Below are 23,124 nucleotides of genomic sequence, written 5' to 3'. Positions count from 1 at the left end.
GCTGAAGCGCCAGTCGAAGGATGATGTCGCTGCGCGGTCCTTCGGTTCAAGGACGGCATTTCGAGGTATGGCTGATCGTGCAGGCGCTGACATGCTATCTGCACTATCCGCTGAGCTATAGAGATCTCGAGGAGATGTTCCGCGAGCGCGGCTTCAAAGTCGACCAAAGCACCATCAATTGGTAGGTTCTCGCCTATGCGCCTCTGATCGAGAAGCGGCTGCGCCAGTTTCGCCGACCGCATTGTGGATCAGTCAGGATTGACGAGACCTACGTCATGATCCGCAGTAAGTGGCGATACCTGTACCGCGCGATCGCCAGCCGAGGAAACCCGATAGACTTTGTTCACCGCAAAGCGCGATCTCAACGCGGCAAGCGCTTCTTCCCAAAATGCTCAAGGACGAGCCGCTGCTATCGCCGGAAAAGATCGGCACGGATGGCGCCAATACCCTCCCTTCTGCGATCAAAACGGCCGTTGATAATGGAGTTTTGCATCCAGACCCGGTGCATTATGTCACCAAGCACCTCCAGCAAGGCATCGAGAGCGACCACTTCCGCGTGAAGAAGAACATGCCCGAGATCGGCGGCTTCCAGTCCTTCAGGACCGCACGCGGAACAATCGCCGGGTTCGAAGCGATGGCGTGGCTGCGCAAAGGCTTCGGACTTTCCAACGACTGGACCGTCAACGATCAAAACGATCTGCTGGCGCGCCTCTTCGAGCTTAAAAAGGTTAACAAGGCGTGAAAATGCCACCGTGTGCTGGGTAGTCTCAGCCTACTGAGACGTTTGCGACTAGCCCAGGTCGTGTCCTTCCAGGACGAGTTATACGTTCATGGCGCTCTGACTGGTTCCAGTCGGATAAACTCCTGATGCACATACGGGCATGGCGGGAACTTCAGCGAAGCCCGAACAGCCGGGCGCGAACCTGGTCCAGGTGCCGGAGCATTTCCTGCTCTGCCGCGCTTGGGTCGCCGGCCTTGATGGCGGAAACGATGGCGGCATGTTGCCTGTTGGTCTCCAATGGGGCGCTGTCTTTGCCGAACACCGCATTGAGCCGTTGATCGAGACCAGCCCGCCCCTGGTTGCGCAGCGTATCGTACAGCAAAAGCAGCAAACCGTTATGCGTGGCCTCGGCGATCAATCGATGAAGCCGCTCGTCAAGTCGCTTCCATTGAAGATAAGACTGAGTCTCCGACATTTCTGCTATGCAGCGCTCCAATGCGACCACGTCAGCCGGGCGTGCCGAAATGGCGGCACTTGCCGCCAGCTGCGGTTCAAGCAATCGCCTTGCATCCATGATGTCGCCGAGACTGATCCCTTCGGACCATCCGGGTGAACTGGGGTCGATTTGCCGCGGGCCGACAAACGTGCCCTTGCCGACATGACGCCATATCACACCCTCCTCCTCAAGCCGCTTGAGAAGTGTGCGCAGGCGGCCGCGAGAGACATTGATCAGTTCCGCGAGCCGGGGCTCCGGCGGAAGCTGCGGCTCGCCTTGCTGTATGGTCGTGTCGATGAAGGCGCGCAGACGCAGATCATCGCTCTCTGATGTCACGGTTTTCTCCCTTGTTTCGGCACTCGTAGCCGCATCGATGCTTCAAATCAATATCAAATCAATTTTGTGATTGACACGCTTCAATACTGGCAATTAAGTTGAATGAAAGCTCGATTGACATTGGGAGTGGACATGAGCGACGTATTGACTGCTGCGGGACAACCGACTCTCTTTCTGGGATCGGACGATCTGGCGCAGATCTTTTCATGGCATCACGCCATCGAGGCTCTGAAGGCCGCTTATGCCGCCGACTGCACGGACGCCATGTTTCCCCAGCGCTCGATGGCTCGCGGCCCGGGGCTCTGGCTGCGCACTCTGACGGGCGTGGCGCCGGTGGGAGGCGTGATGGGCGCGAAATTGATCGCCGCCAATATTCGCAACAAGCGTGCGAGCTATCTCATTCCGCTCTTCGATCAGGAAAGCGTCGAACTGCTTTCCTTGATCGACGGCAACTCGATTACAGGCTATCGCACGGCCGCAACAACGGCTCTTGCACTCGATAGGCTGGCGCTGGCAGGTGCGGTTTCCGTCGGCATTCTTGGAACAGGCTTTGAGGCTCGCAATCACCTCAAGGCGCTGGCCGCGGTGCGCAGCATTTCCTCGGTGCGGGTGTTCAGCCCGAACCCGGAGAGTCGCGCCAAATTCAAGGCGGAGATGGCGCCTCTCAATCTTGAGATCACCGGCGAAGCCACGGCTCGCGACGTCGTGCAGTCGGCGCCACAAATCCTGATCTGCGCTGCCCGCTCGCGAGACGAGCAGCCGCTCTTCGAGGGTGGCTGGCTTTCTCCGGGAATGACGGTCGCCTCCATCGGTTCGACATTGCCCGAACAACGGGAAGTCGACCCGGACACGATTGCGCGCGCCAACCTCATCGTCGCAGACATGACCGAAGAAGTGGCGCACGATACCGGTGACATGAGAGCGGCGACGCAGGCTGGCGTTTCCTTCGACCAGAAGCTCGTCCCGCTCGCCGACTTGATGGGCGGACGGCATCCCGGGCGGACATCGCTCGACGATATCGTGCTGTTCAAGTCGGTCGGGTCGGCGCTTCAGGATCTGACCGTTGCAGCCATGTGTTTCAGCCGGGCCCGTGAACTCGGACTCGGCACACCTCTCCCGCAAACAATTCGACCGGTGCTGAAATGACCCTCGCTGTTACTTCCGATCCTGCGGCCATTCTTTCGGATCCGACGCTGTTCAGGTCCAGCGCCTATGTGAATGGTGGCTGGGTCGATCAGGGGGAGAGCGGATCGTACGAACTGTTCAACCCCTCCACAGGTGCAAGGCTGGCGGAATTGCCGAAGCTGAGCCGGGGCCAGGTGGCGGATGCGATTGACGCCGCGCATGAAGCCTACCTTTCCTGGCGGCAGGTTCCCGCCAAGAGCCGCGCCATCCTGCTGCGCCGCTGGTTTGACCTGATTACGGCCAATTCCGACGATCTTGCCCGGCTGATCGTTCTTGAAGAAGGTAAACCCTTCGCGGAGGCCAAGGGTGAGGTGGCTTATGCAGCCTCGTTCGTCGAATGGTTTTCCGAGGAAGCCAAGCGTGTGCGTGGCGATATCATGGCGGCCCCGGAGAAAGGCCGCCGGATCGTTGTCCTGAAAGAGCCGGTTGGGGTGTGCGCGGCCATTACCCCCTGGAATTTTCCGGCAGCCATGATCACCCGCAAGGCGGCGCCCGCCCTTGCCGCCGGATGCACGATGGTGGTCAAGCCAGCAGAGCAGACACCCTTGACTGCCCTTGCTCTGGCAGAGCTAGCCGAACGCGCAGGAATTCCCAAGGGCGTTTTCAACGTGGTCATGGGCAAGTCGCGTGAGATCGGACCAGAACTGACCGGAAACGTGCTGGTGCGCAAGATCACCTTTACAGGCTCGACGGAAGTGGGCCGTCTTCTTCTGGAGCAGGCATCAGCCACGATCAAGAAAGCGTCGATGGAGCTCGGAGGCAACGCGCCGCTGGTCGTCTTCGACGACGCGGATCTTGATCAAGCCGTCGAAGGCATGATCGCCACCAAGTATCGCAATACCGGGCAAGCCTGCATCAGTGCCAATCGCGCCTATGTTCAGGCGGGCATTTACGACCGTTTCACCCGGCTACTGGCGGAGAGGGTGGCCGCCCTGAAAGTGGGGGATGGCTTTGAGACAGGGGTCCAGCAGGGACCGCTTATTGATGCTGCTGCGCTTGAAAAGGTTGAGGAACACATTGCCGACGCCGTTTCCAAGGGCGCTGAAGTCCTCAGCGGCGGAAAACGCCATGCGCGTGGCGGCCTGTTTTACGAACCCACGGTTCTGGCCGGTGTGACATCCGATATGCGGGTGACGCGGGAGGAAACATTCGGCCCGGTCGCGCCTGTCGTTCGCTTCGAAACCGAGGCCGAGGTGATCGCTATGGCCAATGATACGGAGTTCGGCCTTGCCGCATATCTTTTCTCGAAGGATGCCGACCGCATCTGGCGCGTCGCTGCAGCCATCGAAGCGGGAATGATTGGCATCAACACCGGGCTCATCTCCAACGAAGTCGCGCCATTTGGTGGCGTCAAGCAGTCCGGCATCGGTCGGGAAGGCTCGATCTACGGCATCGAGGAGTTCCTGGAAATGAAATATCTCGCCTGGCAAGGCGCTGGCGAAACGCTGTGAAGGGAAGAAGCAATGGCGTCCTACAAGAAAAATGAGGCCCGCGAATGGGCACGCGAGAAGCTGGTAGGTGTGATCAACTGCACCCTCCCGTCCTTCTCGAACGATCTGACCCGCCTGAACGAGAAGGCTATCCGCCATGATACCCGTCTCGCCATCGAACACGGCTTTATAGGCTCGCTCGCGGTTTCCGAGGTTTCAATCACACTGGATGAGTATATCGACTTCATGTCGATGATGAAGGACGAGGCGGGCGATCGGCTGGTTATCACGCATCATGCCAGCTGGAACACGCTAGAACAGAATATCGAAGCCGTGCAGCGGGCAGAGGCGGCTGGAGCCGAATTCGTGCTTCTGTCCTATCCTCCCGCTTTCTATCCGGAAAGCGAGGATGACATCTATCGCTACACAAAGGCCATGTGCGACTCGACCAATCTCGCGGTCATGCTGTTTCCGATGTTCCTCTGGGGATTTTCACCGCGCATCCATCCCTCCGACATTCCGGTTTCGCTCATCCGTCGCCTGATCGACGATTGCCCGAATGTTGCGGCCATCAAGGCGGAAGGCGGTTTCCCATCGATCCAGAGCGTAATCGAATGCGATCGCCTGTTCGGCAAGGAGGTGGTCATCTCCATGCCGATTGAGGGTGAGTTGATCCCGCTCTCGCAGATCATGCCGATCCAGCTGTCGGCCACTAGTGACCATGAATATTGGGGGCCGTTGATCCCACAGGTCTTTAACCTGTTGCGCCAAGGCGAGTTCGACAAGGCTAGCGAGATTTACTGGCGCATGCATCCCGCGCGCAAGGCGAAGGGTCTGGTCGCCCAGCAGATGCACGGCGGCCATTTCATCAATCGCTATGTCTGGAAGTTCCAGGGCTGGCTGCAGGGCTATAACGGCGGCCCGCTGCGCATGCCGACCCAGCGCATTCACGATCCGCAGATGCAGACGCTGCGCAAGGGGCTGACCGATGCGGGACTTAACCCTTCGATGGAGCCGTTCCGGGAATTCTTCATCGGCCGGAACCCGATGTAAGTGGCGAAAATCGCGGCGCACCCTTCTGGAGGAGAGGTTTCATGAGGGTGTCGAGCCGTTCCTGCTGCCGTGGCGAGAATTGCGCAGAAACAAGGCAGTGAGCGCGTTTCAGCGGTCCGTTCGCCGCTCTAACCCGCCAATCCGATCAAAAACGTCCCAGGGAGGGGTGGTCATGAAGAAATGGTTTTCGGGAATTGTTGCGACGGCATTGTTGCTCGCTGCAGCGCAACCGGTGTGGGCCCTGGACAAGGTCCGCTTCGGCAGCATCCGGGTTCCGGTTCAGGTGTTCGTGGGAATGAAGATGGGCTTCTTCAAGGAAGAAGGCATCGAGATCGAGTCTGTTTTTTATAAGTCCGGCTCGGAAATTGCGCCTGCACTGGCGACCGGCCAGGTGGATGCAGCCATCACGACGTCAGGTGCAGCACTTTTCAATGCAATGGCTCGGGGTGCGAAGATCACCCTCGTTGCAGAGGCTCTGGCTCTGGAACCCTCCGCGCCTGGCGGGGACCCAACGGGAATTATTGTCCGTTCGGACCTCATCAAGGATCCGGCCGCGCCGGCCAGGGATCTGGCAGGCAAGACATTTGCAACAACGGCTCCGGGCCAGATTCTCGATATCATGCTCAAGACCTATCTGCAAAAGATCGGTTTGTCCGCGGCAGACGTGAAGATCGTCGGTATGCCGATGCCCGATATCATCCCCGCTTTGTCCAACGGCGCGATCGACGGTGCAATCGTGATCGACCCATTCATGTCCATGCTCGCCGATAGCAAAAAGGCGACGATTGTGGCTCGCTCGGCGGATATCCTGCCCAACGCATCCCAGGCATTCATCGCGCTTTCCGACAAAATGATGCAGCAGCCCGATCTGTCGAAGCGGTTCATCCGGGCGTATCTTAAGACAAACACGTGGATGCGCCAGGAATTGCCGAAGCCGGAAGGTCGCAAGAAGATCGCGGAAATTTTCCAGGAATTCGTTCCCGCCGAAAGTGCCGCGGTTTACGCACGAATGTCGCTTGGCACCGCCTCGGACTCCGCCGCGATCAATGTCGATGGCGAATACGGGCTGAAATGGCAGCTGAATGTCCTCCGCGAGGAAGGGTTGATCAAGGGCGATCCGCAACTTGAAAGCCATTTGAACAGCGGGATCCTGAAGGAGGCAGCCGAGAAATGAGCGCAGCAGATGCATTAGCCGATCAAGTTCCCGGCAAGTTGGAAGTCAAGGATGTCAGCCGGACTTTCGGCCCTTCTTCAAGGGGCTTCATGGCGCTCGGTCCGATCGAACTGACCGTGGCAAGTGGGGAGTTTCTCTGCATCGTCGGGCCGAGCGGTTGCGGCAAATCCACCCTTCTGCGCATGTTTGCCGGTCTCGATTCACCATCGACCGGCAGCATTGCCATCCGCCACGAAGACAGGACCCGACCGATGACGGCCATGATCTTCCAGCAGGAATCCGTCTTTCCCTGGCTGACGGTCGAGGAGAACGCTGCCTACGGACTGAAGGCGACGCGAAACTGGAAAGGGGCTGAGAGCCAGGACCGTGTCGATTATTTTCTAAAGAAGACGGGACTTTATTCCTTCCGCAAGTTTCGTCCCGATCAGCTGTCGGGCGGGATGAAACAGCGACTTTCGATTGCCCGCGCTTTTGCCACCAATCCCGAAATCCTGCTGATGGATGAGCCCTTCGCTGCACTCGATGAACAGAACAAACTGCTCATGCAGCAGGAACTCGCCAGCCTCTGGGAAGAGTTCAGGTCGACCGTGATCTTCATCACCCACGGGCTGGACGAGGCGGTGCTCCTGGGCGATCGCGTGGTGGTCATGAGTTCGGCTCCAGGCCGCCTCATTCACAGCATGCAGATCGATCTTCCCCGTCCCCGTCATTCGGCGGAAATCAGGCGCATGCCGGAATTTGCGCGTTACACGAGCGAGCTCTGGGATATCCTCGGTCAGGAAGTGCTGGAAGCACGCCGCCAGGAAACCAGGCGCATCGAGCGACAGGCGCACTAGAGCATTTCCGGTAAAAACCGGATCTTGGGAAATGCTGTATCGATTTGTTTTTCGCAGTCCGGACGCAAAACCGCTTACGCACTTTTGCTGGACGCGCACCAGGAGGCCATCATGGCTGCAGTAGAATTAACGACGCCCACCCGATCTGGCAGAGGCTCAGGTCTTCTCGGCGCCCTTCCGCTCGGCATCATCTTTCCGGTGTTTCTCCTTTGCCTGTGGGAACTGGCGGCGCGGATCGGGTTGATCAATGTTGCTTTCTTCCCTGCTCCGACGACAGTTCTCGCCACGGCGGCCGCGCAGATCCAGACGGCGCAGTTCTGGGGCGACCTGGCCGTCAGCCTGCAGCGCATCGCCATTGGTCTTGTCATGGGGGCAATCCCCGGCATTCTAGTCGGCCTTGCGATGGGCTTGTTCCGTCCTGTCCACGAGGCGCTCAACCCGCTTTTCGCGGCCATATTTCCTATCCCGAAAATCGCGCTGCTACCGCTTCTCTTGCTGATCTTCGGCATCGGCGAGACATCTAAATATGTCGTCATCGCCATCAATGTCTTCTTCTTGATGACGTTGAACACTTATGCAGGCGTGGTCGGCATCCCGAAAATCTATTTCGAGGTTGCGAAAAACCTTAAAGCCTCCCGCCTGACGACCTACCTGACGGTCGCGCTTCCAGGCGCCTTGCCCGGCATTTTCACCGGCCTGCGGATATGCATGGGCACCGCGCTCATCCTGCTGGTGGCCGTGGAGTTTTCCACCGCAGATTCTGGCGTCGGCTATCGCATCTGGTGGGCCTGGACGGTTTTCTGGGTCGATACCATGTATGTCGGCTTTTTGGTCATCGCGGTACTGGGTCTCGCCTTCTCTTATCTCCTGGATATCCTCGAGAAACTGATCGTACCTTGGCGGCAGCAACGGCAATAAGCCTTGGGGCCATCCCTTTGCCACTGGAACCCAACGGACTTCAGGTGAGCGGCGTCGCGTCGAGGCAGATGCGAGCCATCCGCATCGGCACGGCCGGAGATCGTCGCCCTGTTGTTTGCTATCGCCTTTACTCGCCGGCAACTGCTTCCTATCGCCTGTGGAGCGGGAGCAGCGCGTAGGGATCGTGCTTCCGGATGCCGATCCGAAGGCAATCGCTGAAGGTCTATTCTGGGGCGCCTTCATCAATAACGGTCAGACCTGCGCCGCGCTGAAGCGACTCTATGTACACGATTCCATACATGATGCCGTCTGCGACGAGCTAGTAGCCTATGCAAAGAACATCCCGGTCGGTAATGGCATGGAGGAAGCGAGCATGCTCGGTCCCATGCAGAACCAGATGCAGTTCGACAAGGTTTCGCGGCTCGTCGCCGATGCCAAGCGCAACAGCAAGGTACTGCTGGGTGGCAGCCGGGCGGATCGCCGTTCTTCCCGCCGACGATCGTGGCAGGCCTGAAGACGGCGATCCGTTGGTCGATGAAGAACAGTTCGGCCCAGCGCTGCCGATCATCCGCTATTCGGATGTGGAAGAAGCCATTCGCTTCGTCAATGATAGCCCGAACGGTCTCGGCGGCTCGGTCTGGTCGTCCGATATCGCGGCGGCAAAGAAGATAGCAAGTCGCATCACAACCGGCTCCGTCTGGATCAACAAACACGGCGCGATTCAGCCCAATGTGCCCTTCGGCGGCGTGAAGTCCTCAGGTCTCGGCGTGGAATTCGCCGAGGAAGGTCTGGTCGAATACGCAGATATTCAGGTGATCTTCAGCTGATGGACGGATAAAACTCACCCGAATCACGGCGGAAATCATATTGTTTTCCATTGTTTCCGCTGTGGTTAGATCACATGTTCCGATATTTTTGTCGATCCTGTCCCAGGGGGCGGTGTAGCTTCGGCGCTTGGCGGCATTGGTGTTGCGCTTTGCGGTGAGCAGGAAGTCGATCGGATTTTCATGCCTGACCATGGCCCGTTACACGGAGCGGGCCATGGTCAGTCAGCCTTCACGGCGTTGCGCGGGCCGAGGTAGGCGTCGGTGAAACCGATGCGGATAAGCGTTACAGCAAACCCGGCAAGGATATGCGCCTGCGTGGAGCGGCGCTGGCGGGTTCCGCTGTGGCGGATGCCCACTTAGCCCGCCTTGACCACCTTCTGGTCGATCGCGCCGAAGACTGGTGTTCCGTCGGGTAGGAAGACGTCCATCTTGACCGTATCCCCGAACGCCATGAAAGCGGTCTTCGGTTCGCCGAGATCGAGCATCTCGATGCCGCGCCGCTCCGCGATGCAGCTGGAGCCGATCTCGCGGTAATTGGCATTCGACACCGTGCCTGAACCGATGATCGTACCCGGCACGAGATCACGGGAATAGGCCGCATGGGCGACAAGATCGTCGAAGCCGAAGGCCATGTGATAACCGTTGGCCGCTCCGAACTTGTTGCCGTTCCAATGAACGTTTAACGGTAGGTCTACACGGGCATCGCGCCAGGCCGACCCGAGCTCGTCCGGTGTGACGGCGACCGGTGCCATGGAGCAGGGTGGCTTTGCCTGGATCCAGCCGAAGCCGGTCTTCATCTCAACGGGGGCGAGTTTGCGCAAACTCCAGTCATTGATCTGCACGATGAGGCGGATGAATTTCGATGCCTCGTTCACGCTCGTGCCCATGGGCGTACTGCTGACGATCACGCCAAACTCGCCTTCGAAGTCAATGCCGTCCTCGATCGAGCGGAAGGGGACATCCTGCGTCGGGGCATAGAAGCGATCGGACACGCCCTGGTACATTAAGGGCTTGGTCAACTTCTCCTTTTTGTTCATGCCGAAGACGATGTCCATCAGGTCGCCGTGGCTCTCGAAGGCGGAGCCGTCGAGCCATTGCCAGGCGCGCGGCAGCGGCGAAAGCGCTTCTGCCTGATCGAAGGCGATAGCCTCCTTCTCTGCGTTCCTGTTGAGGCTGTCATACTGCGCGGTGAGATCGGTCACGACCGTATCCCAGGCATCAAGCGCCGCCTGCATCGTGGTTGCCGCGCGTGCCGGTGCGGCCGTGGTCAGATCGCGCGATATGACGTGCAGCCGCCCATCCGGCGTACCGTTCTTGAGTGTCGCAAGTTTCATGAAAAATCTCCTGTCGTGTGGCCTTACGGCGCAGAACTCTGAGTGGCTCGCCGCTCAATCCTCGATGATGGCGACCGCACGGCACCAGCCGGCGGAGGCCTTTTCAACCTTGACCGGGAAGCAAGACACCATGAAGCCGGTGGAGGGCAGGCTCTCGAGGTTCGAGAGCTTCTCCATGTGGCAATAGGCCTGTTCGGCGCCGGCCTTGTGACCTTCCCAGAACAGTGAATAGTCGCCCGTTTCCTCGATCTTGCGGCGCGTGTGAATGAAGGGTGCATCCCAGCTCCAGCCATCGATGCCGGTGACGCGCACGCCACGGCTTGTGAGATACAGCGTCGCCTCGCGCCCCATGCCGCAACCCCGCGCAAGATAGTCATCGTGCCCATAGCGGACGCCAGCTGAGGTATTGACCAGCACGATGTCGAAAGGCTGCAGCTCATGGCCGATACGCTTCAGTTCCGCCTCGACATCGGCGGCGGTGCAGACATAGCCATCCGGCTTGTCGCGGAAATCAAGCTTGACGCCGCGGCCATAGCACCATTCCAGCGGTACTTCGTCGATGGTCCAGGCGCGTTCGCCATTGTTCATCGTCGGATGATAGTGCCACGGTGCGTCGAGATGTGTCCCGTTATGTGTCGTCATGACGACTTCCTCGGCTGCACACCCTTTGCCTTCCAGCTGCCTGTCTACCGGAATGCCGGACATCTGCTCGAATTCGAGCGCGCCGTAATCGTGATCGCGATAGGTGATCTTGGGGATCAGCCCCGGCGGATCGGACTTGATGCCGGACTTCAGCGCGACCGATATATCGACGAATTTGCGGGCCATGGGATGCTCCTGGATGTGAACGACGCGCCACGCCATGGGGATTTTTCGGCGTGGCGCTGATTTTTTCGGGAGATCATTCGCCCGGATAGCGAACCGTGAAGGCCTGGAGATCCACGTCCTTGGTGATAAGGCCGCGCTTCTTGGCCAGCTCGTTCCAGAAGGTGAAGCTCTTCTCCGGGTCGAGATGGGTCGAGAAGTTCGGAAACTTCAAATTGGCGACGACCGGCGGCGGCAGTGTCGTATACTTGGCGAGGCTATCGCGGGCTTCCTTGTCGTGTGTCTTGATGTAGCCCAGCGCCTCGTCCAGCGCCGCCTGGAAGTCGGCGACCTCCTTTTTGTGTGCCGAGGCCCAATCCGTCGTCACGGTATAGATGCTGGCGACCGTGCCGTCGGGAATGATGTCGAGATAGTTGCCGATCAGGATGCCGCCAGCCGACTCCACAGCGCGGCTCGCAAAAGGATCAACGCTAGCGACGCCATCGACCTGTCCCGCTTTCAGGATGTCTGCAGATTGCGGCAGTGTGATCTCGACGATGTTGATCTTGCTGGAATCGCCGCCGTTGCGATCGACCCATTCGCGCATCACGACATCCAGAAGCCCGCCGACGCCCGGTACCCCGATCTTCTTGTCGGCAAGATCTTTCGGTCCCTTGATGCCGCTGTCCTTGCCGGCGACCAACCCGGCTGCGCTCGGGTCTGGAAACACGTTGGTCGAGGCGATCGCCTGCAGGTCGACGCCGTTGTCGATCGCCTGGAAGACGACGACGGGCGTCGGAATCCCAATATGGGCGGAACCGGAAACGAGGGCGGTGACGATGACAGAGCCGTTCTGGGCGAGCTTGAGGTCGACATCCAGGCCGCGCTTCTCGAAGAATCCCTGGTCCTTGGCGACAAAGGCCGCGAGATTGGGCGCAGACGCGGTGTACATCAGCGTTATCTTGTCCGCCGCCAGTGCCGATATGGCCGATAGCGCCAGCGCAGCTGTGGTCAGCATTGCTCTTGCAATGGTTCGTTTCATTCCCGTTCCTCCCGAGTGTTGGAATGTAATTTGATGTTCAGGCTGCCGGTGCAGGCTGCCAGCGCAGCAGGCGCCGCTCCAGAGCGGTCAGCGCGATGTTCGTGACGAGACCGACGAGCCCCAGCATGATGACGCCGGCGAAGATATCCGGGGCGCGAAAGGCGCGGGCTGCCAACAGGATCCGACTGCCCAGTCCGCCCTGAACGGTGATCATCTCGCCGACAACGGTTAGAATGAGCGCGATCGTCAAGCCGAGGCGCAGCCCGGCAATAATGTCCGGCATGGCGGCTGGCAGGGCAATCTTGTAGACTCGCTCGAAGCTGTTGAAGCGGAGCACGCGGGCAACCTCGTCAAGGCGCGGATGCACGTTGGAAAAGCCATGAATTGTCGTCAGCAGCATCGGCCAGACCGAGCCGAAGGCGATGAGGAGCAGGATCATGTTATCCGTCATGCCCAGGAAAACGATTGCGACCGGGGCAATGGCCGAGGCCGGCAGCGGGCGGATCAGTTCCAATGAGGGAGCGATCCAGGTGCGGGCTAACGGGGAGATGCCGATGGCAGCCCCCAGCGCAATACCGATCACCGAGGCGACCAGCCAGCCGAACACCATCCGCAGCACCGTCTCCCCGACTTCGGTGAAGAGCTTGCCGGAGCCATAGTCGCGCACCAGAGCCGCCCAGGCGCGGTCCGGACCGGGCAGGAAGACCTTGGAGACATAGCCGTGATTGGCGATCCATTGCCAGGCGGCCAAGACGAACACGGTCACCAGAAGACTTCCGGCGAGCCAGACGAGGTTGGCGGGGCGCATCATTCCTCGATCCTCCGCAGCGAATGGAACGGGAAGAGCTTCTTCTCGGTCCTCACCAGAATCCAGTTCAGAGACCAGCCGATGAGACCAACCCAGAAAAGGGTTGCGAACATGTCGGCCGGGCGCAGCGATTGGCCCGCCAGCATCAGTCGGTAGCCGAGGCCTTGCGGATTGGCTGCGATCTCGACCGTGACAGACACGATCAGAGCAATGCCAGCGGCAAGACGCAGAGCCACGAACATGCGCGGCAGCACGGCCGGCAGCACGATCTTGGACGTGCGCTGTACAGCGGAGAGTCGCATCACACGGGCGACCTCCATCAGCCGCGGCGTGATCTGGCGGATTGCGCCTTCGGTTAAAAGCATGACGGGGAAGAAGCAGGCAAAGGCGATGATCGCCATCTCCATCGCATAGCCGAAACCGAAGACAAGCAACGCTATCGGGAGGATGGCGACGGCCGGAACCGGTCGCAGCACTTCGACGGTTACCCGCGACAGCCGCGAGAGCGGCGGCAGCAGACCGAAGATGAAGCCGATTACAATGCCGAGACCGCCACCTATGGCCAATCCACCGCCCGCGGCCACCAACGTCATCCATGTCGCCTCAAGGATGGATCCATCCTCCATGCCCGCTACGAAGGCGGTCACGATATCGGCGGGGGCAGCCAGCGTATCACTCTGGATGCCGAACAGGAAAGCCCAGGCCTGCCAGAGAACCAGAAAAAGGATCGGCAAGGTGAAACCCTTCAGCGCCTTCATCACTCGTACCTCAGCACGAAATCGAACAGCTTGCGCCGGAGCGCCAGGAACTCCGGCTCCTCGCGCGTCGTCAGCTGATTGCGCGGGCGCGTTAGCGGCACGTCGATGAGCTCGGCAATGCGGCCGGGATTGGGTTCGAGCGCAATGACGCGATCGCCAAGATAGATCGCTTCCTCAAGATCATGGGTGACGAAAAAGGCAGTGACATTGGAATCCGACACGATAGACAGGATCTCATCCTGCAGTTTCTGTCGTGTCATGGCGTCGAGCGCGCCAAACGGTTCGTCCATCAGAATCACCGAGGGGTTCTGCGCCAGGCAGCGGGCAATCTGCAGGCGCTGCTGCATGCCGCCCGACATTTCTGACGGATACTTGTCGGCATGTTTCGACAGGCCAACCTTGTCCAGCAAATCGGCGATACGGTCTTTGCGTTCGGCACGCGGGGTGCCCGCCGCCTCCAGAGCAAGGGAAACATTCGCCGCCGCCGTGCGCCATGGAAGCAGCGCATTCGCATAATCCTGGAAGACGATCGCAATATCGCTGGCCGGTTGCGTCTGGACCTTGCCGCGATAGCTGACCGTACCGCGCGAGGCGCGGATGAGACCGGCGAGGATGCGGAGCAATGTTGTCTTGCCGCAACCGGATGGGCCAATCACGCAGACAAACTCGCCCTCGCAGATTTCGACATCAATGTCGCGCAGGACTTCGTGCGAGCCGAATGTCAGGCCGACACCCTTCAGCGAAATCAGTGATTTGCGGTTTGCCTTCGCGCTTGCCACCGGGGCATGCGGGTTCGTTCGATCCAAATAATGCAGCATTGCCGACATGGTCGTGCTCCTCTCCCCGGCTGACTCCCATCCGCATCGATGCGCGGGCCAGGACGCCTCCTCCAGCCGTTATTCCATTGACGCTAGGGAGGTGGACACGATATGTCCAATGAATAGGAAACATATTTTCTATGATTTTGGGTAATAGTATTCATGCGCTTCGATAACCTCGACATGAACCTGATTGTGGCCCTGGAGGCCATCCTCCGCCTGCGTTCCGTCAGTGCGGCTGCGGAGGAACTCAACCTGACGCAGCCTGCTGTCAGTAGGGCGCTTGGAAGGCTGAGGTTCCATTTCGGCGATCAGATCGTGGTATCGGTCGGGCGGCAGATGCTGCCGACCGAATTTGGTGAAAACCTGCAGCGCCTAGTCCAGCAATTGCTTGAGGAGATGCGGGTGTTCGTGGACATGCGTCCGCATTTCGATCCGGCGACGGCGCGGAGAGATGTGACGATCAACGCCTCCGACTATGTCATCCGTGTTTTCCTGGCACAGGCGTCGCGGCGCCTTGCAGAGATCGCACCGGGGTTGCGGCTCCGGTTCGTCACGATTGATAGCACCACAGATGCCATGTTCGAACAGACCGAGGTCGATTTCCGGATCGTGCCGACCATGGCGCTGATGCCCGACCATCCAAGCGCACTGCTGTTCAGCGATGAATTCGTCTGCATCGCCTGGGAAGACAATCCGCATATCGGCGAGACTCTCGACGCCGATACCTATCTGGGGCTGAAGCACGTCACCACTGCATTCGGATCGCGGGGTCGTGACAGCCATTTCGAGCACATGCTGAAAGATCGCAAGATCAATATCGACATCGCGATGTCGATGCCAAATTTCGTGCTGCTGCCTGAATGCGTTGTCGGCACACCCTATATCGCGACGATCCATGCCCGCGTTGCCGCGATGCTGCCGAAAACCCTGCCGGTGCGGATCTTGCCCCTGCCGATCTCCATTCCTCCGGTCATCGAACATCTGCAGTGGCACCATCTGCGCAGCCATGACAGTGCTTCCCGCTGGCTCAGGCAGTTCCTGCTGGAGATGGCGGAGAAAATGGGGGAGGCCGTTTGAGATCAAATGATCTGAACGCTTCGAACTGGACCAGATTTGGTTTGAGTTTTCCGGTGCATTTTCCCGGCTGGGAAAGGAACCGAAAAAATGTAAGCATCGCTGTTTTCGGGCGCTCAGAAGGCGTTTGTGTTGATACAGGGTGACGACGATGTGGCCGTTGCGTAGATTTGCCGCAAGGCGGGGATCAGCCAGGCGCCCTATTTCAATTGGAAGAAGAAGAATGCCGGCATGTTGCTGCCCGTGGGCACTGGACATGCCTCCTTGGACAATCCATAAAATAATCTATGGATCATCCAAATGGATCCGCTGAGCGATGTGATTGCCCTGCTTCGGCCGAACACAGCCATCTCCAAACCCATATCCGGTCGAGGTGCATGGACCGCCGCAAACCGACGCCACTTCCGCCCCTCGTCGCTTCCGAATGGCCGGAAGCCATCGATGATCTTCGCGAAGGGTTTGCCGGGCAATTGAACGTCTATCGGGTAATGGCGCACCATCCTCTGCTTTTGCGCGCCTGGGCGCCGCTGCGGCAGCATATCGTCAAGGATACCGCGCTCGGCGCCGAACGTTCCGAAGTCGTGATCCTGCGGGTCGCCCACCGTTTCGGTTCGGAATATGAATGGGCGCACCACGTCTCCCGCGCCCGCAAGCTCGGTTTTTCCGATCAACGGATCCTGGCGCTGAAAAGCACACCGGACGGTGAAGATGCGCCAATCGCCGAAGCCGTTGACAGTCTCCTCGACCAGCGACGTCTGCCGCCCGCCCTCGAAGCCGAACTTGCCGCAATGATCGGGCGAGAGGCCGTACTGGACCTGATTGCGACCGTCGGCTTCTATTCCGTGCTCGGTTACATGCTGATGAGCTACGATAAGCCGATCGATGACGCTATTGCTGCCGAAATGGTCGAGCGTCCTCTCTAATCGGACAGGGTTGCAGCAATCCGATCAGCCACTTCGGTAAGCGGCGCCCCGAATTCCTCAAGTGCACGCCGCACATCCATGGCGCTGCGGATCCAGATCATCGACACGCAGGCAAGGATGCGTCCGTCCGACATGACAGGCACTGCAATCGAGGCGGTCTTGTTGCGGAACTCGCCGGCGGACCGGATGGCAATGCCACGCGCGCGGGTTTCCTCGATCATCTGGGAAAGATAGCGCGGTTCGAGAAATGGCTGATCTTCGGGATCGCCCAACCGGCGGAGATGATTGAGGATGAGACGCTGCTCCTCCTCGCTGCAGAAGGCGACATAGGCGCGCCCGGCCGAGGTGCGCAGGATCGGTAGCTTGTAGCCGGTCATGCCGCGATCGATCGACAGCGGTGAACGGCCATGGGTGGTTTCCTGGATCACCATTGCTGCATTGTCATAGACCGACAGATCGAGCGGCCAGACGATGCGTCCGGCATATTCGGAAAAGACCGGCCCGGAAGCCTGGCAGAGTTCGGAGGTCAGGGCATAGCCATCGCCAAGGGAAGCGGCCAGTCGCGTCACCCGCACGCGATTGGACGAGGGTGACAGAACGACATAGCCGGCCTCTTCGAGCGTTTCGAGCAGCCGGTAGACGGTCGGCCTCGGAATGGAAAGCGCGCGGGCGATTTCCCCCGGTCGCGCTTCGCCCGACACGTTGATGTATCGCAGAATGGCGAGGCCGCGGGTCAATGCCCGCACGGCCTCGCTCTTGTTCGTCTTTTCCGCCGCTTCCGTCATGTCGGCATCTTCGCATGACGGATCGGGCAGCGAAAGCCTCACGCTTCGGCCTTGACCGGATTGCGAAGGGTGCCGATCGAGGAAATTTCCACTTCACAGACATCGCCATCGCGCATCCAGAGCGGCGGCTTGCGGCGCGCGCCGACGCCGCCGGGCGTGCCGGAAACGATCACATCGCCCGGCAAGAGCGGCAGGATGGTCGAGCAATAGGCGATCAGGCGCGGGATGGAAGTGACCAGAAGATTGAGGCCGGTATCCTGCACCACCTCGCCATTGAGGCGCGTCTGCAGATGCAAGGTGGTGGGATCGGGAATCTCGTCTGCCGTTACCATCCAGGGGCCGAAAGCGCCGGTGCCGGCAAAAGTCTTGCCGGGCATGAACTGGTGGGTATGCTTCTGCCAGTCGCGCACCGAACCATCGTTGTAGCAGGCATAGCCGGCAACGAAATCGAGAGCGTTTGCCTCCGGAATCCGGCGACCTTCCTTGCCGATGATCACCGCAAGCTCGCCCTCATAGTCGAACTCGTCGGATTCAAGCGGCTTGATCAACGCCTGTTCATGACCGATCTGGCTGCCGGCGTAACGGGCAAAAAGCACCGGATTGACGGTCTCTTCGCGGCCGGTTTCCTCGATATGGGCGTGGTAGTTGAGCCCGACGCAGATGATCTTGTCCGGGTTGGGGATGACCGGCGCCTGTTCGACGGCATCAAATGCATAATCAGCCGGTGCATTGGCAAAGGTTGCGGCACGCGCCAGGCCATCGGCGGCCAGAAGGTCGCGCAATGTCGGCTCCGGCAAACGCTTGCCAAGATCGACAATGCCGCTATCGGTGACAAGGCCATAGCCAGCCTTGCCGTCTTTGGTGAAGGAACACAATTTCATGGGTCAGACCATCTCCGGTTCTTGAACGTCGATTGGGTTGGGTAGAATGCGGCCGAGAAGCGCTTCAAGCTCCTCGCGCGTATTGGCAGCGCCGAGCGTATGGCGATCCGGCCGCAGCACGGTGGCACGTGTGCCTAGCCGCGCAAGGTGATCGGCGGCATCGGGCGATGTGGCGGTTGTGACGAGACCGACGCCCGGCGGCAGAACAAGTCCTTCGGCGAGGTCGGCCTCTGCGACGACCACGAACCGATGCTTGAAAGGCCCGTCCATCCAGCGACCATCCGCCAGACGGGGCTGGCCGAACAGGCGCCCTGCCTTTTCGCCAATGCCCAGCCCCGGTCCGATCGGCGGCGCAATCGATTCCATCCGGGCTGAACCGTTGGCCGAAGGCAGAGCCGACCTGAGGGCCGCTTCCGTTCCGCAGGTATTGATCAAGCCACCGAGCCGCACCGCCGTGGTGATGTATTCGCGCGCGTTTGGCTTCCGTTCGCTCTCGTAGCTGTCGAGAAGCGCTTCCGCCGCAGCTCCAGCGACGATGCCTTTGCAGACAAGGGCGAGCTTCCAGTAGAGATTGGCGACATCGCGGGTGCCCGCGCACATGCCCTGTCCCATGAAGGGCGGCGTCTGGTGACAGGCGTCGCCAGCGAGCAGCAGGCGTCCGCGCCGCCAGTCATCCGCCACCAGAGAATGGAACACATAGACGGCGGTGCGCTCGAGCGTTGCTTCCTCCGGCTTGAGCCAGGGCGAAAGCAGTTCCCAGACCCGCTCCGGTTTGGCGATCTCGACCGAATCCTCCTCCGGTCGCACGGTGATTTCCCATCGTCGGCGCATGCCGGGACCGCGAACATATGTCGAAGGCCGTTCGGGAACGCAATACTGGATCGAGTGATCGCCGAGTGCCGGCTTGTCCTCATTCAGGATGACGTCGATGACCAGCCAGCGTTCATGGAAGCCGTAATCCTCCATTCCGGTATCGATGTAACGGCGGATGATCGAGCGGGCGCCATCGCAGCCGACGACGAACTTCGCCGTGATGCGTTCAACCTTGCCGCGGCTCATATCCTCGAACCGCAGCTCAACCTCGGCGCCCTTGTCCTCAACGAAGAAGACATCGGCGCGGGTCCTGACGGTGACGGACGCCTTCTCCGCCGCGCGGTCGCGCAGCAGCTTTTCCAGATCCGGCTGGTGGAAGCGGTAATTGGCGCGCCAACCTTGTGGGCCGGTTCCCTGCGGTCGCGGCCAATCGAGCAGCAGTTTGCCGTCGCGATCGATGAACCGCATGCCCGGATGCAGGGCCGTCATCGGCTCCATGGCATCGGCAATGCCGATCCACTGGAAAACCCTCATCACTTCCGCATCGAAATGGACCGCACGCGGCAGATGGTAAGCTGCCGTCTCGCGTTCCAGCACGATAACTTCCAGGCCGCATTCGGCCAAGAGGTTGGCAAGCGTCGCGCCTGCAGGCCCATAGCCGACGATGGCGACATCATAATGATCCATGGATCAATTCTCCCCTGTCTTGAACTGGCCGTAGAGCCATGGGCAATCGATGATCGGCGGTGAGCGCCGCCCCTTGGCTGCTGCCTCCAGGCGCATGTCGCGCAGGCGCTTGCGACCACCCTCTTCGGTAAGGTAGAGCCGCTCATGTCCCCAGAAGCTCGGACCATCATGGGTCTGGTGCGGCTCCCAGATTTTGGGATCGATCAGACGCCCGCCCCAGCCGTTTTCGACGAAAAATCCCGACGGCGAATTGGCGTAATAAGAGGTCATGTAATCGTTGGTGTGCCGGCCGAGCGTGTAGGCGACGCGGCCTTCCTCCATCTGCGCCAGATCGTAACCCTGGCCGACATCGTCGAGATTCTGGAATTCGACCATGAAATGGTGAAATCCCTCGCGGCCGGAACCGACCATCGCAAAGGAATGGTGGCGCTCGTTGAGATGGAAGAAATAGAGCCCGTAGGGTTCAAGTCCGTAATCCGACACGTGGAAATCCAGGAGATCACGATAGAAGGGCATCATCACCTCGATGTCCTTCACATGCAGAACGGCATGACCCATGCCGAGCGGGCCAGTACGGAATCCATCGATCGGCCGGCCCGGAACGAAAGGATCGGAAGCGATCATCGGCGCATGGAAGAGCTCGACGCGATTGCCGGCCGGATCCGAAAACCAGATGAGATCGCCGACAAATCGGCGGTCGCAGAGCTCGCGGGATCCTGGCTCGACCCGGACACCGGCCTTGTCGAGACGGGCGGCATAGTGCTCGAGATCCTGCTTGTGTTCGACCTCGAAGCCGAGGAAAGCCAGCGTCTCGCCCGGTTCGTCCGACACCAGAAGCCGCTGAACCCGATCGTCCATGCGAAAGGCAAGCGCCTTGCCGCCGCGATCGATCTTCTGCATTCCCAAGAGCTTGCCGGCGAAATCACTCCAGTCGTCGAGGCGGTCGGAGCGCACGCCGAGAAATCCCAGAGCATTGATTGCCATGGTCGTCTCCCTGATTTGTTGATGGATTGTGCCAGCCTACAAATTTCTGGCTGCAGACCCGAGGTATGATCCGCGTCCGTCCGCTGGACGGACGCGGATCGCCTGTCCTACTGGCCAGCGATCTTGCGGGCTGTCGCAAGCGCCTTGGCAGCGGCTTCAGCATCCGACTGCGCTGCAACCCAGGCATCGGCTGCACCGGCGAGCGCTGCGTCCCACTCGGCCTTTTCCGCATCCGTCAGTTCGATGAACTTCGCCTTGCCGCCCGACCGGAAATCCGCCTCGATGCTGGCATCGGCGGCATCGACGACGCTCGCAACCCATTCGGCATTGGTCCGACCCGACATTTCGTCGAGCACCTTGCGGTCGGCTTCGGGAAGCGACTCGTAGGTCGCCTTGTTCATGAGGATCGCCATCGGCTGGGCGGTGAAGCGGACGGTGGTGATCGAGGGAGCGACTTCGTCGAGCCGGAAGGTCTTGTAGGCATCCATGACCCAGACGGCGCCCGAGACGACGCCGCGCTCGAGATTTTCATAGACCTGCGGTGCCGGAATGGTGACGCCCGATGCGCCGAGAAGGCCAAACAGGGTGGAGCCGAACTGCGACGGAGTGCGGAGCTTCATGCCCTTGAGATCGCCGGGTTTGCGAATGCCGTCCCCTGCCATCAGGAACCGGTAGCTCGGCGTGGTGAAAAGCGCGATGATCTTGTATTCGCCATACTCCTTTTCCAGCGCACCCTCATCGGCAAGCGTATTGAGGATTTGCGTGCCGACTATCGAGGTCGAGGCGATGCCGGGAACCTCGACGACACCGGAAAGCGGGAAAACGCCCGGCGTGTAGGTTGGCACCACCAGTGCCACATCGGCAACGCCGTTCTTCACCAGTTCGGCCTGGGCCGGCGGCGCACCGAGAATGGCGCCCGGATAGAGCTTGAACTGGTTGCCTTCGCTGAGCTTCGGATTGATCTTGTCGATCCAGGCCTGAAGGATCTTCGAGGAGTAGAAGCCCTGTTGAGGCTCGTGCGACGACACCCGCATTTCCCGTGCCGATACCGGCAATGTAAGGAGAAGCGTGGCGGCGAGTGTCGACATGATGGTCTTGAGCATAGGTTTCCTCCCTTGGATGCCCGATTGATCAGAAAGCGTTGTATGGAAGCCAGGTGACGATCGACGGCACCGCGATGATGATGAAGACGCGCACCAGATCGGCGACGACGAAGGGGGTGACGCCGCGCCAGAGATCCATCATTTGGATTTCCGGATTGGTGCTCTTGATGACGAACAGGTTCATGCCCACCGGTGGCGTGATCAGCCCCATTTCCACCACCATGACTGCGAAGATGCCAAACCAGATCAGGTCGATATTGGCAGCCTGGGCGATCGGCACGAACAGCGGCACCGTCAGAAGCAGCATCGCGAGACTATCCATCAGGGTGCCGAGCACCAGATAGATGGCCAGCATCAGCAGGATGACGAGCAGCGGATAGGCAAGGATGTCGGAGAACATCGCGGTCAGCGAGAACGGCAGTCCCGAGAGCGCGAGGAAGAAGTTGAAGATGTTGGCAGCCACCAGAACTAGATAGAGCGCACCGCAAGTCAGGGCCGTATCCATGGCGGCGCGGGCAAAACCGTTCAGCGAAAGCCTGCGCGAGACGACACCGTAGAGCAGGACGACCGTTGCACCGATCGCCGCCGTTTCATTGGCTGTAAAGAGACCGGAATAGAGGCCGCCCATGATGAGGGCGAAGATGCCGACAGGCGGCACCAGTTCGCGAATGGCCTCAAGCCGTTCAGCATTGTCGGCGCGGCCGCGCTGCGGCGCATTCGCCCAGCCCAGACGGATCGGCAGCCAGACAGCGAGGCAATAGAGCGAGATCGCCACAACGATCGGACCAGCAGTCGCCAGAAGAAGCGACTTGATCGATTGTTCGGCAATGAAGGCATAGATAACAAGAACCGTCGACGGCGGAATGAGAATGCCCAGCGTACCGCCCGCCGCCACCGAACCCGCCGAAAGCGGCGCCGAATAGCCGGCAAGCTTCATTTCCGGCAAGGCGATGCGCGCCATTGTGGCCGTGGTGGCAAGCGACGAGCCCGAGATCATGCCGAAACCGGCCGAGGCCCCGATGGTCGCCAGCGCCAGCCCGCCGCGTCGATGGCCGATCAGCACCGACATCGACCGGTACAGCCGTGCCGAAAGACCGCTATGGGCCGCGAGATTGCCCATCAGCACGAACAGCGGCAACATGGTGAGCGTATAGTTGGTGAGACTGCCCCAGACCGTGGTGGCCCCCATGGTAACCGCGCCCTGCACGCCGATGATCAGGCCGGTGCCCACCAGTCCGACGAGGCCAAGCGCCACCGCGACCGGGACTTCGAGCAGAATGAAGGCAATCGCGAAAACGAAGCCGATACCGCCGAGAACAATACCGCTCATC

General features: G+C 60.1%; 22 protein-coding genes and 3 pseudogenes. 11 read left to right on the top strand and 14 right to left on the bottom strand.

The annotated features are described in order from the left end of the window. Positions 1-275: 275 nt before the first annotated feature. Positions 276-742, top strand: a pseudogene (locus tag Q4481_RS22275) (DDE-type integrase/transposase/recombinase). A 151-nt stretch (positions 743-893) separates the two neighbouring features. On the opposite strand, the gene Q4481_RS22270 reads toward Q4481_RS22275, so the two are convergent. Continuing rightward, the gene (locus Q4481_RS22270; RefSeq protein WP_304378615.1) at positions 894-1,553 is read right to left on the bottom strand and encodes a FadR/GntR family transcriptional regulator; all 660 of its coding nucleotides are present in this window, start codon (positions 1,551-1,553) and stop codon (positions 894-896) included. A 132-nt stretch (positions 1,554-1,685) separates the two neighbouring features. Between Q4481_RS22270 and Q4481_RS22265 the strand changes: the two genes are divergently transcribed. The 7 genes and pseudogenes from Q4481_RS22265 to Q4481_RS22235 all read left to right on the top strand — a co-directional run. After that, positions 1,686-2,699 carry an ornithine cyclodeaminase family protein gene (locus Q4481_RS22265; protein WP_304378614.1) on the top strand — a complete coding sequence of 338 codons (1,014 nt, stop codon included), beginning with the start codon at positions 1,686-1,688 and terminating at the stop codon, positions 2,697-2,699. Then, complete coding sequence (locus Q4481_RS22260; protein WP_304378613.1) at positions 2,696-4,189, top strand: NAD-dependent succinate-semialdehyde dehydrogenase; 1,494 nt, start codon at positions 2,696-2,698, stop codon at positions 4,187-4,189. The genes Q4481_RS22265 and Q4481_RS22260 overlap by 4 nt, the downstream gene beginning before the upstream one ends. A gap of 12 nt (positions 4,190-4,201) precedes the next feature. Next, positions 4,202-5,221, top strand: coding sequence for a dihydrodipicolinate synthase family protein (locus Q4481_RS22255; RefSeq protein WP_304378612.1), 1,020 nt, complete (start codon positions 4,202-4,204; stop codon positions 5,219-5,221). A gap of 172 nt (positions 5,222-5,393) precedes the next feature. After that, positions 5,394-6,395, top strand: coding sequence for an ABC transporter substrate-binding protein (locus Q4481_RS22250; RefSeq protein WP_304378611.1), 1,002 nt, complete (start codon positions 5,394-5,396; stop codon positions 6,393-6,395). Next, a complete protein-coding gene (locus Q4481_RS22245; protein WP_304378610.1) occupies positions 6,392-7,231 on the top strand; it encodes an ABC transporter ATP-binding protein in 840 nt (279 codons plus the stop codon). Before Q4481_RS22250 ends, Q4481_RS22245 begins: the two co-directional genes overlap by 4 nt. Positions 7,232-7,342: 111 nt before the next feature. Then, positions 7,343-8,149 carry an ABC transporter permease gene (locus tag Q4481_RS22240; RefSeq protein ID WP_304378609.1) on the top strand — a complete coding sequence of 269 codons (807 nt, stop codon included), beginning with the start codon at positions 7,343-7,345 and terminating at the stop codon, positions 8,147-8,149. Between the two features lie 178 nt (positions 8,150-8,327). Further along, positions 8,328-8,976: pseudogene (locus Q4481_RS22235) on the top strand (aldehyde dehydrogenase family protein); the annotation flags it as partial. Between the two features lie 218 nt (positions 8,977-9,194). Here the strand turns inward: Q4481_RS22235 and Q4481_RS22230 are convergent. From Q4481_RS22230 to Q4481_RS22200, 7 genes are all read right to left on the bottom strand, one after another. Then, positions 9,195-9,332: a hypothetical protein gene (locus tag Q4481_RS22230; protein ID WP_304378608.1), complete on the bottom strand. Its 138-nt coding sequence runs from the start codon at positions 9,330-9,332 to the stop codon at positions 9,195-9,197. After that, positions 9,333-10,310 carry a fumarylacetoacetate hydrolase family protein gene (locus Q4481_RS22225; RefSeq protein WP_304378607.1) on the bottom strand — a complete coding sequence of 326 codons (978 nt, stop codon included), beginning with the start codon at positions 10,308-10,310 and terminating at the stop codon, positions 9,333-9,335. 54 nt (positions 10,311-10,364) lie between these two features. After that, on the bottom strand, positions 10,365-11,138 hold the full coding sequence (locus Q4481_RS22220) for a cyclase family protein (protein WP_304378606.1): 774 nt from the start codon (positions 11,136-11,138) through the stop codon (positions 10,365-10,367). Between the two features lie 73 nt (positions 11,139-11,211). Further along, positions 11,212-12,156, bottom strand: a complete 945-nt coding sequence (locus Q4481_RS22215; protein ID WP_304378605.1) for an ABC transporter substrate-binding protein — start codon at positions 12,154-12,156, stop codon at positions 11,212-11,214. A gap of 37 nt (positions 12,157-12,193) precedes the next feature. Continuing rightward, positions 12,194-12,967: an ABC transporter permease gene (locus Q4481_RS22210; protein WP_304378604.1), complete on the bottom strand. Its 774-nt coding sequence runs from the start codon at positions 12,965-12,967 to the stop codon at positions 12,194-12,196. Further along, entirely contained in the window at positions 12,964-13,722 is a 759-nt protein-coding gene (locus Q4481_RS22205; RefSeq protein WP_304378603.1) for an ABC transporter permease, read from the bottom strand. Before Q4481_RS22205 ends, Q4481_RS22210 begins: the two co-directional genes overlap by 4 nt. Further along, positions 13,722-14,549 carry an ABC transporter ATP-binding protein gene (locus Q4481_RS22200; RefSeq protein WP_377353222.1) on the bottom strand — a complete coding sequence of 276 codons (828 nt, stop codon included), beginning with the start codon at positions 14,547-14,549 and terminating at the stop codon, positions 13,722-13,724. The genes Q4481_RS22205 and Q4481_RS22200 overlap by 1 nt, the downstream gene beginning before the upstream one ends. A 153-nt stretch (positions 14,550-14,702) precedes the next feature. On the opposite strand from Q4481_RS22200, the gene Q4481_RS22195 reads away from it, so the two are divergent. From Q4481_RS22195 to Q4481_RS22185, 3 genes and pseudogenes are all read left to right on the top strand, one after another. Further along, positions 14,703-15,620 (top strand): LysR family transcriptional regulator, encoded by a 918-nt coding sequence (locus Q4481_RS22195; protein ID WP_304378602.1) that lies wholly within the window; start codon positions 14,703-14,705, stop codon positions 15,618-15,620. A gap of 99 nt (positions 15,621-15,719) precedes the next feature. Then, positions 15,720-15,860 (top strand): annotated as a pseudogene (locus Q4481_RS22190) (transposase); the annotation flags it as partial. Positions 15,861-15,994: 134 nt separating this feature from the next. Further along, on the top strand, positions 15,995-16,540 hold the full coding sequence (locus tag Q4481_RS22185) for a carboxymuconolactone decarboxylase family protein (protein ID WP_304378601.1): 546 nt from the start codon (positions 15,995-15,997) through the stop codon (positions 16,538-16,540). On the opposite strand, the gene Q4481_RS22180 is transcribed toward Q4481_RS22185, so the two are convergent. From Q4481_RS22180 to Q4481_RS22155, 6 genes are all read right to left on the bottom strand, one after another. After that, on the bottom strand, positions 16,537-17,325 hold the full coding sequence (locus Q4481_RS22180; protein WP_304378600.1) for a DNA-binding transcriptional regulator: 789 nt from the start codon (positions 17,323-17,325) through the stop codon (positions 16,537-16,539). The genes Q4481_RS22185 and Q4481_RS22180 overlap by 4 nt on opposite strands. A gap of 38 nt (positions 17,326-17,363) precedes the next feature. Then, the gene (locus Q4481_RS22175) at positions 17,364-18,206 is read right to left on the bottom strand and encodes a fumarylacetoacetate hydrolase family protein (RefSeq protein ID WP_304378599.1); all 843 of its coding nucleotides are present in this window, start codon (positions 18,204-18,206) and stop codon (positions 17,364-17,366) included. A gap of 3 nt (positions 18,207-18,209) precedes the next feature. Then, complete coding sequence (gene mhpA, locus Q4481_RS22170; RefSeq protein WP_304378598.1) at positions 18,210-19,706, bottom strand: bifunctional 3-(3-hydroxy-phenyl)propionate/3-hydroxycinnamic acid hydroxylase MhpA; 1,497 nt, start codon at positions 19,704-19,706, stop codon at positions 18,210-18,212. A gap of 3 nt (positions 19,707-19,709) precedes the next feature. Then, positions 19,710-20,690: a VOC family protein gene (locus Q4481_RS22165; RefSeq protein WP_304378597.1), complete on the bottom strand. Its 981-nt coding sequence runs from the start codon at positions 20,688-20,690 to the stop codon at positions 19,710-19,712. Between the two features lie 107 nt (positions 20,691-20,797). Beyond that, a complete protein-coding gene (locus Q4481_RS22160; protein ID WP_304378596.1) occupies positions 20,798-21,793 on the bottom strand; it encodes a TRAP transporter substrate-binding protein in 996 nt (331 codons plus the stop codon). Positions 21,794-21,821: 28 nt separating this feature from the next. After that, a complete protein-coding gene (locus Q4481_RS22155; protein WP_304378595.1) occupies positions 21,822-23,123 on the bottom strand; it encodes a TRAP transporter large permease in 1,302 nt (433 codons plus the stop codon). Position 23,124: the final 1 nt, after the last annotated feature.

It is taken from the genome of Fluviirhizobium alvei (genome assembly GCF_030551875.1).
GTDB lineage: Bacteria > Pseudomonadota > Alphaproteobacteria > Rhizobiales > Rhizobiaceae > Rhizobium_E > Rhizobium_E alvei.
The sequence above is the reverse complement of the archived record's forward strand: the minus strand, read 5'-3'. Positions and strand labels throughout refer to the sequence as shown.

Excerpts from the sequence above, each read along its gene's own strand:
- Q4481_RS22265 (WP_304378614.1), top strand. The coding sequence starts at position 1,686 with ATGAGCGACGTATTGACTGCTGCGGGACAACCGACTCTCTTTCTGGGA.
- Q4481_RS22260 (WP_304378613.1), top strand. The coding sequence starts at position 2,696 with ATGACCCTCGCTGTTACTTCCGATCCTGCGGCCATTCTTTCGGATCCG.
- Q4481_RS22255 (WP_304378612.1), top strand. The coding sequence starts at position 4,202 with ATGGCGTCCTACAAGAAAAATGAGGCCCGCGAATGGGCACGCGAGAAG.
- Q4481_RS22250 (WP_304378611.1), top strand. The coding sequence starts at position 5,394 with ATGAAGAAATGGTTTTCGGGAATTGTTGCGACGGCATTGTTGCTCGCT.
- Q4481_RS22245 (WP_304378610.1), top strand. The coding sequence starts at position 6,392 with ATGAGCGCAGCAGATGCATTAGCCGATCAAGTTCCCGGCAAGTTGGAA.
- Q4481_RS22240 (WP_304378609.1), top strand. The coding sequence starts at position 7,343 with ATGGCTGCAGTAGAATTAACGACGCCCACCCGATCTGGCAGAGGCTCA.
- Q4481_RS22225 (WP_304378607.1), bottom strand. The coding sequence starts at position 10,310 with ATGAAACTTGCGACACTCAAGAACGGTACGCCGGATGGGCGGCTGCAC.
- Q4481_RS22220 (WP_304378606.1), bottom strand. The coding sequence starts at position 11,138 with ATGGCCCGCAAATTCGTCGATATATCGGTCGCGCTGAAGTCCGGCATC.
- Q4481_RS22215 (WP_304378605.1), bottom strand. The coding sequence starts at position 12,156 with ATGAAACGAACCATTGCAAGAGCAATGCTGACCACAGCTGCGCTGGCG.
- Q4481_RS22210 (WP_304378604.1), bottom strand. The coding sequence starts at position 12,967 with ATGATGCGCCCCGCCAACCTCGTCTGGCTCGCCGGAAGTCTTCTGGTG.
- Q4481_RS22205 (WP_304378603.1), bottom strand. The coding sequence starts at position 13,722 with ATGAAGGCGCTGAAGGGTTTCACCTTGCCGATCCTTTTTCTGGTTCTC.
- Q4481_RS22200 (WP_377353222.1), bottom strand. The coding sequence starts at position 14,549 with ATGTCGGCAATGCTGCATTATTTGGATCGAACGAACCCGCATGCCCCG.
- Q4481_RS22195 (WP_304378602.1), top strand. The coding sequence starts at position 14,703 with ATGCGCTTCGATAACCTCGACATGAACCTGATTGTGGCCCTGGAGGCC.
- Q4481_RS22185 (WP_304378601.1), top strand. The coding sequence starts at position 15,995 with ATGGACCGCCGCAAACCGACGCCACTTCCGCCCCTCGTCGCTTCCGAA.
- Q4481_RS22180 (WP_304378600.1), bottom strand. The coding sequence starts at position 17,325 with ATGACGGAAGCGGCGGAAAAGACGAACAAGAGCGAGGCCGTGCGGGCA.
- Q4481_RS22175 (WP_304378599.1), bottom strand. The coding sequence starts at position 18,206 with ATGAAATTGTGTTCCTTCACCAAAGACGGCAAGGCTGGCTATGGCCTT.
- mhpA (WP_304378598.1), bottom strand. The coding sequence starts at position 19,706 with ATGGATCATTATGATGTCGCCATCGTCGGCTATGGGCCTGCAGGCGCG.
- Q4481_RS22165 (WP_304378597.1), bottom strand. The coding sequence starts at position 20,690 with ATGGCAATCAATGCTCTGGGATTTCTCGGCGTGCGCTCCGACCGCCTC.
- Q4481_RS22160 (WP_304378596.1), bottom strand. The coding sequence starts at position 21,793 with ATGCTCAAGACCATCATGTCGACACTCGCCGCCACGCTTCTCCTTACA.
- Q4481_RS22155 (WP_304378595.1), bottom strand. The coding sequence starts at position 23,123 with ATGAGCGGTATTGTTCTCGGCGGTATCGGCTTCGTTTTCGCGATTGCC.